The sequence below is a fragment of the Apibacter sp. HY039 genome, assembly GCF_004023655.1.
GTDB classification, from domain to species: domain Bacteria; phylum Bacteroidota; class Bacteroidia; order Flavobacteriales; family Weeksellaceae; genus Apibacter; species Apibacter raozihei.
Genome location: NZ_SAYM01000003.1, coordinates 143384 through 156627 on the forward strand (window position 1 = coordinate 143384; position 13244 = coordinate 156627).

General features: G+C 32.9%; 12 protein-coding genes. 9 read left to right on the plus strand and 3 right to left on the minus strand.

All coding sequences use genetic code 11. The annotated features are described in order from the left end of the window. Nucleotides 1-6 precede the first annotated feature (6 nt). The 9 genes from EQ921_RS08065 to EQ921_RS08105 all read left to right on the plus strand — a co-directional run bounded on the left by EQ921_RS08065 (nucleotide 7) and on the right by EQ921_RS08105 (nucleotide 11520). Complete coding sequence (locus EQ921_RS08065; RefSeq protein ID WP_128331253.1) at nucleotides 7-990, plus strand: aldo/keto reductase; 984 nt, start codon at nucleotides 7-9, stop codon at nucleotides 988-990. 63 nt (nucleotides 991-1053) lie between these two features. Continuing rightward, nucleotides 1054-1629 (plus strand): NAD(P)H-binding protein, encoded by a 576-nt coding sequence (locus EQ921_RS08070; RefSeq protein WP_128331254.1) that lies wholly within the window; start codon nucleotides 1054-1056, stop codon nucleotides 1627-1629. Between the two features lie 29 nt (nucleotides 1630-1658). Further along, nucleotides 1659-2435: a carboxymuconolactone decarboxylase family protein gene (locus EQ921_RS08075; protein ID WP_128331255.1), complete on the plus strand. Its 777-nt coding sequence runs from the start codon at nucleotides 1659-1661 to the stop codon at nucleotides 2433-2435. Nucleotides 2436-2440: 5 nt separating this feature from the next. Beyond that, on the plus strand, nucleotides 2441-2842 hold the full coding sequence (locus tag EQ921_RS08080) for a putative quinol monooxygenase (RefSeq protein WP_128331256.1): 402 nt from the start codon (nucleotides 2441-2443) through the stop codon (nucleotides 2840-2842). Nucleotides 2843-2848: 6 nt separating this feature from the next. Next, the gene (locus tag EQ921_RS08085) at nucleotides 2849-3700 is read left to right on the plus strand and encodes an aldo/keto reductase (protein ID WP_128331257.1); all 852 of its coding nucleotides are present in this window, start codon (nucleotides 2849-2851) and stop codon (nucleotides 3698-3700) included. A gap of 13 nt (nucleotides 3701-3713) precedes the next feature. After that, complete coding sequence (locus EQ921_RS08090) at nucleotides 3714-4772, plus strand: NAD(P)-dependent alcohol dehydrogenase (protein ID WP_128331258.1); 1059 nt, start codon at nucleotides 3714-3716, stop codon at nucleotides 4770-4772. 33 nt (nucleotides 4773-4805) lie between these two features. Then, nucleotides 4806-5225: a cupin domain-containing protein gene (locus EQ921_RS08095; RefSeq protein WP_128331259.1), complete on the plus strand. Its 420-nt coding sequence runs from the start codon at nucleotides 4806-4808 to the stop codon at nucleotides 5223-5225. 316 nt (nucleotides 5226-5541) lie between these two features. After that, a complete protein-coding gene (locus tag EQ921_RS08100; protein ID WP_128152733.1) occupies nucleotides 5542-6651 on the plus strand; it encodes an acyltransferase in 1110 nt (369 codons plus the stop codon). 294 nt (nucleotides 6652-6945) lie between these two features. After that, entirely contained in the window at nucleotides 6946-11520 is a 4575-nt protein-coding gene (locus EQ921_RS08105; protein ID WP_164875608.1) for a T9SS type A sorting domain-containing protein, read from the plus strand. 622 nt (nucleotides 11521-12142) lie between these two features. Here EQ921_RS08105 and EQ921_RS08110 read toward each other — a convergent pair. From EQ921_RS08110 to EQ921_RS08120, 3 genes are all read right to left on the minus strand, one after another. Next, nucleotides 12143-12445 carry a type II toxin-antitoxin system RelE/ParE family toxin gene (locus tag EQ921_RS08110; protein WP_128331261.1) on the minus strand — a complete coding sequence of 101 codons (303 nt, stop codon included), beginning with the start codon at nucleotides 12443-12445 and terminating at the stop codon, nucleotides 12143-12145. Beyond that, nucleotides 12423-12761 carry a hypothetical protein gene (locus EQ921_RS08115; RefSeq protein WP_128331262.1) on the minus strand — a complete coding sequence of 113 codons (339 nt, stop codon included), beginning with the start codon at nucleotides 12759-12761 and terminating at the stop codon, nucleotides 12423-12425. The genes EQ921_RS08110 and EQ921_RS08115 overlap by 23 nt, the downstream gene beginning before the upstream one ends. Before the next feature lie 83 nt (nucleotides 12762-12844). Continuing rightward, a complete protein-coding gene (locus EQ921_RS08120; protein ID WP_128331263.1) occupies nucleotides 12845-13042 on the minus strand; it encodes a SymE family type I addiction module toxin in 198 nt (65 codons plus the stop codon). Nucleotides 13043-13244 lie beyond the last annotated feature (202 nt).

The following is a 13244-nucleotide window of genomic DNA, read 5'->3' on the forward strand; positions in this document are numbered from 1 at the left end:
AAAAATATGAAAACAAGAAAATTAGGAGCTAACGGACCAGAAGTTTCATCCTTAGGATTAGGATGTATGGGTTTAAGTTTCGGATATGGACCTGCAACAAATCAAAGTGAAGCGGTAAAACTTTTGCAAACGGCCTTTCACTCAGGAATAACTTTCTTTGATACTGCAGAAGCTTATGGCCCGTACAAAAATGAAGAATTATTGGGAGAAGCTTTACAACCATATAGAAGTCAAATTGTTTTAGCTACAAAATTCGGATTTAAAGAAGGTCGGCCTGATAAGGGGTTGGATAGTCGTCCGGAAACAATAAGAGCGGTAGCAGAAGCATCTTTAAAAAGGTTGAAAACCGATTATATAGATTTATTTTATCAGCATCGTGTAGATCCGGATGTTCCTATCGAAGATGTAGCAGGTACAGTAAAAGAATTGATACAGGAAGGAAAAGTTAACTATTTCGGTTTATCCGAAGCTGGAGCAGCAACTATCCGCAAAGCGCATGCCGTACAGCCGGTAACTGCTTTACAGAGTGAGTATTCACTATGGTGGAGAGAACCGGAAGAAGAAATTATTCCATTGCTGGAAGAACTGGGAATAGGTTTTGTACCTTTCAGTCCTTTAGGTAAAGGTTTTTTGACCGGAGCTATTAGTGAATCTACTCAATTTGATCCAACAGATTTCAGGAATAAAGTACCTCGTTTTTCAGAAGAAAACAGGAAAGCTAATCAAGCTATGGTAGATTTGTTAAAAAGTATGGGTGAAGAAAAAAATGCAACCCCGGCACAAATAGCTTTAGGATGGCTGTTGGCACAAAAACCTTGGATTGTACCTATTCCGGGAACAACCAAAATACACCGTCTGGAAGAAAATATAGAGGCAGTCTCTGTTCAATTGTCTACCGGAGATGTACAAAAAATTGAAGAGGCAGCATCTAAAATATCAGTTGCAGGAGCACGTTATCCTGAAAATCTTCAGAAGATTGTTGGTAAGTGATTTGCAACTTTTGCCTTTCAAGCTGTTTCATAACAAATTTATAATTTATTTAGTAACGTTAACATGCCTAAAATTTTAATCATAGGAGCAACGGGGAGCCTGGCTCGGCCAGTCATTCAAGCTTTAAAAAAAGATAAGTTCAATACGATTACTCTCTTTGCCCGAAATCCTGAAAAACTTTCAGTTAAAGAAACTGAAAATTGCACGCTAATCAAAGGCGATGCAATGAATTATCCGGATATCGAAAAAGCAATGATTGGTCAGGATATCGTATATGTAAATCTTTCCGGAGATTTGGAAGCCATGATAAACAATTGTATCAGAGCAATGAAAGCATCAGGTGTGTATCGAATTGTAGCAGTAAGCTCAATAGGTATTTATGATCAACCATTAAAGTCTATACTATTGCCTTATAGAATATTAGCTGATTTGATTGAAAGTTCTGGTTTAAAGTATACGATCCTTCGTCCCAATTGGTTTACAAATGAAGATGAAATAAATTACCAAATTACTCGTAAAGGTGAACCCGAAACAGGAAACGCTTTATCAAGAAAAAGCATAGCAGATTTTATTAGTCGTATAATAAAGGATCCGGGTTTATATGTAAATGAGAATTTAGGAATAAGTAAGCCTGATTAAACTTAATAATAGTAAATAATTAGTTTATAATGAGCAAGAATAAAAAGAAAATAAATATAACATCACAAGCAATTATCAATTATGAGGAGTTATGGCCTGGTTATGAATCGGATATGCTTCAAACAGATCCAGAACTTGCAGAAATAGTCGCCAATTTTGCTTTTGATGAAATACTGGAACATGATAAGCTGGGAACTAAAAAACGGGTGCTCATGATACTGGCATCCACATTGGGAACCAATTCACCCACCGAGTTTAAACATTTTGTTCACGCAGCCTTAAATACCGATACTCAACCAGCTGAAATTAAAGAAATTTTATATCAAGCGGTACCTTATCTAGGAATATCCAAAATTATTGAGTATATTTATATAACCAATACTATTTTTGAAGAATTGGAAATACCGCTTCCTTTAGAGAAACGAGCGGAAACTGTAAGTGAAAATTGCTTTGAAAAAGGATTGGCTCTGCAAAAGAAAATTTTTGGAGCAACGATAGAGAAAATGTATGAAAATTCTCCTGCTGACTTACTCCATATACAAAGATTTTTATCATCTAATTGTTTTGGAGATTTTGTGTCCCGGGGTGGACTAGATTTAAAAACGCGTGAAATGGCAACTTTTACTTTTTTGCTGGCTATGGGAGGGACAGAAAATCAAATGAAAGGTCATATTTTAGGTAATGTTGAAGTAGGAAACGACCGTGCTGTTTTAATCAGTTTGATAACCCAGCTTATTCCTTATGTTGGATACCCCCGTGCTTTAAATGCAATAAGTTGTCTGAATGAAATTTTACCCCCTAAATAATTTATATGAAAACAATCCTATTAATAATCAGTGTAATTATGAGCTCATTAGCATACTCACAAAATAATGATCACCCTATATTACGTATTTCTGAACTGGAAATTTATCCGGAATACCTTTCTCAGTACAAAATTATTTTGAAAGAAGAATCGGCAGCGTCGGTAAAGTTGGAAAAAGGTGTTATTTCCATATTTCCCTTATATATGAAAGAAGATAGCACTCAGTTCAGAATACTTGAAATTTATGCGAATAAAGCTGAGTATGAAAAACATCTGAAAACTGAGCATTTTATTAAATACAAGACATCCACACTAAAAATGGTTAAATCATTAAAGCTAGTGGATATGTATGCCTTGGATGAGACGATGATGAATATACTTTTTAAAAAATATCCCTATCAAAATTAAACAGCAATGAAAACAATACAATTAAATAATGGAATAGAAATGCCTATGTTAGGACTGGGCGTTTATCAGATACCTGAATACGAACAATGTAAAAATACTGTACTGGATGCGCTTCAAACCGGTTACCGTTCTATAGATACAGCAGCTGCATATCATAACGAAGAAGCAGTAGGACAGGCTATTAAAGAAAGCGGAATTGAACGTAATCAGTTATTTCTGACTACCAAATTATGGATTTCCCATACCGGATATGAAAAAACCAAAGAAGCATTTGAAGAATCCATCAATAAATTACAGACAGATTATCTGGATTTATATTTAATACATCAACCTTATGGTGATGTTCATGGATCCTGGAGAGCTATGGAAGAATTATATAAAAGTGGAAAGATTAAAGCCATAGGTGTGAGTAATTTTCATCCGGACAGAGTAATGGATATAATAGTAAATCATACGGTTGTTCCTGCAGTAAACCAGATTGAGACTCATCCTTTTTATCAACGTATAAGTGATCAGGAATTTTTAAAAGAAAACGGTATACAGATAGAATCCTGGGCCTCATTTGCTGAAGGAAGAAATGATATGTTCACCCAGCCGGTTCTTGTGAAAATAGCGGATAAATATAACAAATCTGTAGCCCAGGTCGTATTAAGATGGTTAATTCAGCGAGAAGTAGTGGTAATACCTAAATCCGTAAAAAAAGAACGACTGAAAGAAAATATCCAGCTTTTTGATTTTGAACTGTCAGGAGAAGATATGGAAGCTATAAAAACGATAGATACTCATAAAAGCCTATTTTTTGATCATAGGGATCCGGCAATGATTAAATGGTTTTCTACCATGATAAAAAAGAATTAAAACAATATAATATATGGACACTAAACAAGTAAAAGCTTTTGGAACAGAAGCATCAATAGAGCCTTTAAAAGGCATGAAAATAGAACGAAGAGAAGTTGACGTAAAAGACGTGGAGATAGAAATTTTGTACTGTGGTATTTGTCATTCCGATCTGCACAGCGTACATAATGATTGGGGAGGAACCTTATATCCGGTTGTACCCGGGCATGAAATAGTCGGGAGAGTAAAAAAAGTAGGAGAAGGCGTAAGCAAGTTTAAGGTAGGTGATTTGGCAGGTGTAGGTTGTATTGTGGACAGTTGCCGGGAATGTGACCATTGTCATGAGGGAGAAGAACAATTTTGTGATAACGGCTGGACTGTCGTATTTAATTCTCCGGATAAAAAACATGGAGGAATAACCTATGGAGGATTTTCCGAAAGTATCGTCGTAGATGAAAATTATGTAGTACATATTCCCGAAAATCTAGATTTACCAAGTGCAGCGCCCATTCTTTGTGCAGGAATTACAGTTTATTCACCTTTAAAACATTGGAAAACAGGTCCGGGTAAAAATGTAGGAATAATTGGTATTGGCGGTCTGGGGCATATGGCTATTAAAATAGCAAAGGCAATGGGAGCTAAGGTTACCGTTTTTACAACTTCACAGGCTAAAGCAGAAGATGCAAAGCGTCTGGGGGCAGACGAGGTAGTTTTATCTACAGACAAGGAGCAAATGAAAAATTGTCCGAAACAAGATATGATTCTGGATACGGTATCTGCAAGCCATGACGTAAATGAGTACATTAACCTGCTTAAAGTAGACGGATCTCTTGTGTTGGTAGGTTTACCCAATGCACCTTTGGAAATAGGAGCCTTTAATGTAGTAAACGGAAGGAAAAGTTTTTCCGGCTCCAATATCGGGGGAATAGCCGAAACTCAGGAGGTAATTAATTTTTGTGCCGAACATAATATAAAGGCAGATATTGAAATGATTTCCATTGATGAGGTAAATACAGCATTTGAGCGCTTGGAAAAAGGAGATGTAAAATACCGTTTCGTTATAGATATGTCTTCTTTAGCACAAGCTAATTAATATTGTAATAATGAGCTATATGAAAAGAATAAAATGAATACACAAAACGAAAATATATCACAACAACCATTTCCTAAGGGATCTCCGCTGGAAAATGATAATTTTAGCGGAACGGCCTGGCTGGAGATGTTAATGGAAAACGGAAAAGATTTTGATATAACTATAGGTAACGTAACTTTTGAAGCAGGAGTAAGAAACAGCTGGCATTCTCACCCTGGCGGACAGATTTTGTTGTGTACGGCAGGAGAGGGTTATTATCAGGAAAAAGGTAAATCAGCACAGAAATTAAAAAAAGGAGATGTTGTTGAAATTCAACCCGATATTATTCACTGGCACGGAGCCACTCCCAATAGTGAGTTTACACATATAGCCATTAGCACTTGCATCAGTAAAGGACCGGCTGTTTGGCTGAGCCCCGTTACTGATGAAGAATATTTAGCTGTTCAACAATAGTTAATTTAAAATTTGCTGTTTAAAGTAGATCATGATTTACTTTTGGCGGGTAAATAGATAAAAAAGTCAAAAAGAAAAGAGTTTCTTTTTGACTTTTTTTATGTTTAAGTTTTTAAATATCTTATTATCAGACTATACTTCTTTAAAAAAAGTAATTATTTTTAGGCTTTGAACCACGTTTTTAACAATATAATTGCATGATTTTTACCTGAATTTTGTTTTTACAATATTTATTTTAGTTTTTTTAATATATTTGTGTCAGAGGGACACATCTTTGTGTTACTTGCTAAAACTAACCATAAATAAAGAAATTACTATGAATTTAGACATTAAAAAATCAAAACCCCATTACGTAATACTTGACGGACTTAGGGGAGTAGCAGCCATTTTAGTAGTGTTTTTTCACGTTCTTGAAATTTATTCGGGAGGTGATCATGCTTTACAAATGATCAATCACGGATATTTAGCTGTTGACTTTTTCTTTCTTTTATCCGGATTTGTTATAGGCTATGCATATGATGACCGATGGCAAAAAATGAGTTTGCTGGACTTTTTTAAGCGTAGGATTATACGTTTGCAACCCATGATTATTATTGGTTCTATTATTGGAGCATTACTTTTTTATTTTCAGGATTCGCCGGCATTGCACTGGGTAGGTATATCACAGACACCTTGGTGGCGTTTAATTCTTATTACTATACTAGGATGTTTATTAATTCCCGTTGGTAAAGGTGGAGACATTCGTGGCTGGAATGAAATGTATCCGTTAAACGGACCGGCCTGGTCTTTATTTTTTGAATATATAGCAAACATAGCTTATGCATTAGTTCTTCGCAGGGTTTCTAAAATGGTACTTGGCCTTCTGGTGATTATTGCTGCCGGATTTACCATCCATTACGCTTTTACCAATGAAATCGGAGATATTATAGGCGGATGGGCAATAGACGATCCTGTTCAGCTCAAAATTGGCTTTATACGTTTATCATTTCCATTTTTAGCCGGACTTTTATTGTCACGTACAGCTAAACTTAAATATATTCCCAATGCATTTCTTATTTCATCTATTTTATTAGTTGCTTTACTTTCTGTTCCAAGATTAGGAGATATACCTAACAGGATTTATGAATGTTTATGTTTAATGGTTATGTTTCCTTTTATTATTTGGTTAGGAGCCGGAGGAAAGGTAATTGGTGCAAAATCTTCTGCTGTTTGTAAATTTTTGGGAGATATTTCATACCCCGTTTATATTACTCATTTCCCGTTGATTAATATATACATGGCCTGGGTGGCAAATAACAAATTGAGTTTTGAAGAATCCTGGCCTTACGGTTTACTAGTTGTAGTATTATCCATCATTTTGGGTTATGTTACTATGAAGTTATTTGATATTCCTATGAGAAATTGGTTAAAGAAAAAATTTCTTTAGAAATATAGTTGTTACAATTTATTTATTAGCATGCCCGGATGATATAATCATCCGGGTTTATTATTTCAATATATTTTTAAAATTTTATGAAAACCTGAAACTTAAAAATTAATTCTATTTACTTTAATTATTTGATCTGATAAATTTTATTTAAATATTATAATATATAAATTAAGTTATTTTATACTTTAAAATATTAAATTAATCTATATTATTATAGATTTAATATATAATATGTATTTTTATATGATTTTTTAATCATGTAAAAAAATGTATTACAAAAAAAATATAAGTATGAAAAATAAAATTATTTCAAAGTTTGTACTTTCAATTTTGGGTTTTATTTATATACCTTGTTTATCTCAAAACGTTGTAGATTTAGACTCAAATATCGAAATTACGCAAACCATTAATCAAAAAGGAGCAGTCGTTATTACAGGCAATTTTACCAAACCTGTGACTTCCGACCAGGTTGTTATTACAATTAAATATAAGAATTCTTCAGGAAACTGGGTTTCAGCATGGGATAAAACATTTGCAGCGACTAATGAATTTAATCAAAATTTAACTGCTAGTTTCGAATTGCCCGCATCTAATATTAACAAGCAGAATGTTAAAATTGAATTGAGCTCTAATACCAATCTTTCAAATTGGCAGTCTATAATTTGGCAAAAGACAGTATATCATTACAAACAATCAGATTATACAACAGGGCAATGTCAGCTCAACGAAAATGATTATACTTATTTGTTTACCCCCAAAACAAACGAAACTGTTGTGTTAAATCAAGATGGCACTGTAAAAAGTATAAAAGATAGAGTAACCTCTCTGCACTTACACAAAAAATTAGATAATATAGCTTTGTCAATTAATGCTACCGGAACATTAAATACCTCTAACCCTAAAGCACCGGTAATCAACATTGAAAATCCTAATAACCTTACAATATTGGCGAACACTCAAAAGTATATTTATCAGGGAAGCGAATTAAGTCCTTTCGAATATTCTTATCATGACCCTGTTTATATGTTTGCAGGTAAATTTTCTGATGCAGGTTTTTTTGTTAACTTTAGTAATTGGGCATTACCTTTGGAAGAAGGAGGGGAACAGGCTGGAAGAGGCTATTTAGACTTTACTAATCCTAATGCTTTAATCAACAGATACTATAATCTATACAACTATATTAATCAAAAACTTACAGATATAATTACTAATCAGGAACCTGTAGTGATTGTTATAAGTAAATCAACCGGTTTAAGAATATATAAATCCAACAGTAGTTATATTACTATCAATGCAATCAGCAACTATAATACAGTAAATCATTATGGATATCCACGTTTATATGAAAAAGACAGGGGGCCTGGATCTGAAAATTTCTTTTTAAGTAATACTTCAAAAGCATCCATTTATGGAATAGGAGCTATTAGAAACAGAAAGGTAACAGCTGGCTGGAACGGAACTTCCTATCCTTTGACAGAAATTGAAAAGGAAATAAAAAAGTTTATTAACTATGTAGGTATTTTTGGAGATTTGAATAATTCCGATGAAACTAGCTGTATTACAATCAATCCGGGAGCAAAGAGCGATCTTGTGGATTGGAAAAAAGCACCCAATAGTTATATTTTTACGGGTAAAGATAAAAATGGAATTAGTGTAAACGGATTTTACATTCCCGTAAAAAAAGCCTATGAAATGTGGAAAAACGGAAATTACATGAAAGGTATCGACATTCCTACTGGAGAAATAACTGCTGATGTTTTATGGGAAGACACTATGGGACTTATAAGATCTAAAGAGAATTACAAGCTGGATATTATAGGCAGTGGAGAAGAAGCAGAAATAAAAGTACCTGTAAATAATGTAAAAAAAGGAAATGCTGTTATTGCTTATAAAGTAAATGGGGAAATTTATTGGTCGTGGCACGTGTGGGTAACAAATGACCCAACGAATGGCTCGACATATAAAAGTTTTGATGATGTAAAAAGAGAATTAAGTGATGGAACTATAGAAACGATTCCTGATTCTGAATGGGGGTGGATGGATAGAAACCTAGGAGCTCTGGGAAATTCATTTACAGGAGAAGGATGGAATAGGAATGGTGGACTCATGTACCAGTGGGGAAGAAAGGATCCTTTCCCTCCATTAACCACAATTGATGCTAATTATTATCAAGTATCCGGAAGTTTAGGGAAATTTGTTTATGATGAGGGTTTGGCTGTAATAAAGTTTCCTAACAGTCCATTTAACGATTACAAAAGCTTGACCAACTCTACAAAATTTATTTATAAAACAGTAGCAAATATTACAGATAATATCAGACTATCCGTTAAAAATCCCTTGAGCTTAATTTATGTTACTGATGATGGTACTGTCTCACCATCTGTTTATGGTACATATTATTCAGTTCCTTACTATTATAATTGGTTTGGGATAGTTCCGGGACTACAAACTCATGAATTAAGTAAAGTTAATTTATGGTCTGACAACTCTTTTGGAGTGCAGGCAACAGATATTACAGTGCCTCAGCCTTACCGTAATAAATCTTCTTATGATCCATGTCCCAATGGGTGGAGGCTTCCTTCTGTACTGGTGGCTTCTGCAACAAAAAATGTAAGAATGGATTTTACTCCATTTGGACCTAAGTCAAGCAATTCTTTATCAAATTTAAACACTTCAAAATCTAATATTAGTCCAGGATTATCTAATTTGAAACCTTATCTTGCTGGTATAAAAATATACCCTCAATACGGTTTTGATATGACCAATGTAGCAGGTAACAATATGGGAATTTTTCCAGGAACTGGTTGGATAGGAAGGGGTGCAAGTGGAGATGGCAGATACCATACAAAAGCATCACATACAGACCATCTTGAAACTTATTTATGGACTTCAACCATGACAACTTTCGGGGAAATTTCTTCTGTAGCCAGTGCTTTGAGATTAATTCCTTCTTCCGATCAAATTGTAAATAAATATCAGCCAGACTCTTTAAATTATCCTAATGTTTACGGACTCTATCGCTATAAGCCAGCAGATGATTATCCTACCAATAATGCACATGCTTGCAGATGTATAAAAGATCCTTTATTTGAAAAAAACAATTATAATTTTGAAACGAGATTCTTCAGTGAAAATGAAACGTATACAGCGGGTCTGGATAATCCTAATGCTTACATGATTACAAAATCACCAACAGATCAGCTCATTTCAATACCTGTAAGTAAGGCTTTTTCGGTGCAAAGTAACTATTTAGGCAACACACAGATTTTAAATCCAGTAAGTTTTAATAATCTGAAAGCAAATGTACTTTGGGCAGACAATAATGAATTAATAACTCAATTGACTGTTGATAATCCGGCTTCTAAAGAAGCCAATATAAATGTAAAAATCAATGCCAACAAATCCGGTAATGCGTTAATTACATTGCACAATGGCTCCATTGATAATCCTGTTTACTGGAGTTGGCACATATGGGTTACTAACAGTGAGGTTAGTTCTCTTACCTATGTAAATGATGAACCCATAACTACGGACAACTACGTAAATTATACACAATATGGTACCATTATGAAAACGAAAATTATGGATAGGAATCTGGGAGCTATTGATGTTATGCCAACAGTTTATAATCAATTTCAGTCTGGTTCCAATGCATTATTACAATTAAATAATTCTCAAGGTTTACATTACCAATGGGGAAGAAAAGATCCTTTACCGACTTTTACTAAAATAGCTCCAAGTAATAGCAAATTTAACGTGTATTTAGGAAGAAACAATAATGGAACCGTAACTTATTCAACTTTAACAGAAAACATGTATAATTCCAGCCAGATTGTTAATTACAACACCTATAAAAACAATATAAATTCCAGTGACAAGATAGATGTAAGAATAGAAAAAATTCTTGGATATTCCGTGGCAAATCCTTTAAAGTTCATGATGCCTAATGTAGTATATCCAACTCGCCCAAATAATAATTATATGCTGGGTTCGGATTGGTTGTTAGACACAGGATATCACGGTCTGTATCCTGAAAGATGGGGATTGGGAGGAAACAAATCTGTATTTGATCCTTGTCCTAATGGATGGAGAATTCCAGAGACCGTAACGGGTCTTATAAAATCCTCTCCCTGGAGCTTAAAAAATAATCCTGAATATGTTACTTATTCAAGTAAAGAAGGACAACCGGTAGGAAACTTTGAAAAAGGTTATTACGGTTCTGTTATTTCCCACCTACTCAGTCCGGGAACTAGTATTTATGGCAAAACAGTAGGTTTTGTCTTTAATAATAGTGAATATAATACAGGAAATTATCCGAAAGGATATATCAGAGGTAAAAGATCAGTACTTTATAAAGATGGTCTGAGTAGTATCATTAATCCTGCTTTAGGAAGTGGAATCTGGTATGCTAATTTACATGAGATATTTACGGGTAGGGGAACTTACATGCATTTTGATCATTTTTCCCGGATTCTTGTTAAATACACAAATGTAGATCCTTATGCTGCAATGAATTGTAGATGTATAAAACAGGAAGACAATGGTGTATCAAGAGGCCCGCTGCCGGGAATTCCCGTATCAAGAAACGCTACTTATGAAGCTAAAGCCTATTTTACACAAGAAGCAGTACAAGAAGATATAAAGAACGAGAAACTTGTTTTATATCCTAATCCTGTTAAAGACATTCTTAATATTGAGGTAAATGATAGTAAAGATTATTACTATCAGATTTATAATTTGTCCGGACAGCTTGTAAAAGAAGGAAAATTTCAAAACAAACAAACAGATATATCTTCTTTAAAAACAGGTTATTATTTAATTAGAGTTAATAATTCTGAGATTATGGTTAAAATTTTGAAGCAATAAATAGTAGTAAAATAAATTCACAAACAAAACCATGCCATATGCATGGTTTTGTTTGTTGTAAGAAGTTGTCTTATAATATACGTAGAGAGATAGAAATTCAAATTATCTATTTAACATAATATAAATTATAGGAAAATAATTCATTTCAAAATTAAGGCAGTATTTACACATTTTCCTATAATTTGCCATTATGTGTAAATAGCCGCTTGACCAAACCGGTTTGTTTAAAAAATTTACAGCCTTTACAATAAAAAATTATGCTGTAAATTTTTCTGCACAAATCCCACACACGCCAACTTTGCTATTTAATTTTTTTGGCCAACACCTGATAAAAGAAATTTTATTTTTTGATGTGATATTGATATGTCGAAAAATAAATGTTTAAGCGATAGCGAGTTTTTATTTTTCTTGAATTTTTGTTTCTTTTATTTCAAGACAAAAGAAAGAAATTAATAACTATTTTGTTTCTTTTTTTCACAGCTTTAATAAATTATTAAGGAGTTCAAGAATGCAAAACATTTGTATCAAGACAAAAGAATAATTTAAAAAGAAAGAATGATAAACCCCTTTACTATTATCAATAACTTTTTTCTTTTTCCTATTTAACATAATATTCCCCCATTCAAACCTTAGTAATATCATCATAATTGTTGTCTGGATTTTGAAAATTATTAATTAACTTAAGGATTATAATTTTATCGTTAACTTTATGATATATCAAATAATTGTGTTTGGTCAAAAGGAATTTACTGTATTTTGTATCTTCATATTTTTCAAATTCTACATTTCCACTTATTAAAATTTCTGCTGCTTTATCTAATATATTTAAAAAATTTTCCAAGACTTTGTAATTCCAGTTTTCCAGTAAATAATCTTCAACTTTTAAAAGATCATTTTCTGCTTCACGCGTCCATTCTATCTGCATTTTTTCTGTTTTCAATTCTTTGTCTTGCTTCCTTCATTATTTCATTATGAGGTTTTACCCTACCCTCCTCAATATCTTTCAATGCTTTATCAATAGATTCCTTTATCTCTATTTTCTGATTCTCCAAAGGATCAATAATTTTTGCTATTTCTAATAATTCTTCAGGGGAAAACCTTTTATCTTTTAACTTTTTAAAAAAAGTAGGTTTTTTTATTCCCACTTTTTCAATTATATAATTCAATTTATAAGGAGTTTCTTTAAGAATAATATCTATTGAATTGGTAATTTCTATATATTTTTTTATTTCTGCTATCATAATATGGTATTTATGAATATAAGTTTTATATACAAATTTAGTAAAAATAATATATTATTAAATATAATTTTGTGAGTTTCCATCTAAATAATAACAATCCTTTTTTTGGAGAGATTGATTTGTATTTGGTTTCCGGTTCTGAAATCAGAATCCTGCAACCACTTGCCCGCCATTCGTATTTCAGGAAAAGAAACATAACGATAACTGGTTCTTTTAAAATCCCTTTCATATACCTTTATAGTGCGTATTTTAGCTTTACTCTTATATTTACGAACTTCCATATTTCTGATTTTTTCTTTTTGCAAAGGAAGTCATTATTTTATTAAAACGTTTTGTAAAGCAAATTTTAACCTTAGTCTTCTAATATTTTAAGAGCCTGGATGAACAAATCAACGATTTATTTATAAAAGCTATTCTAGCAAAAAGAAAATAGTTTAAGATCAAAATTGATCTCTGGATTAAGACAGTTAGTAGAAATTTTCC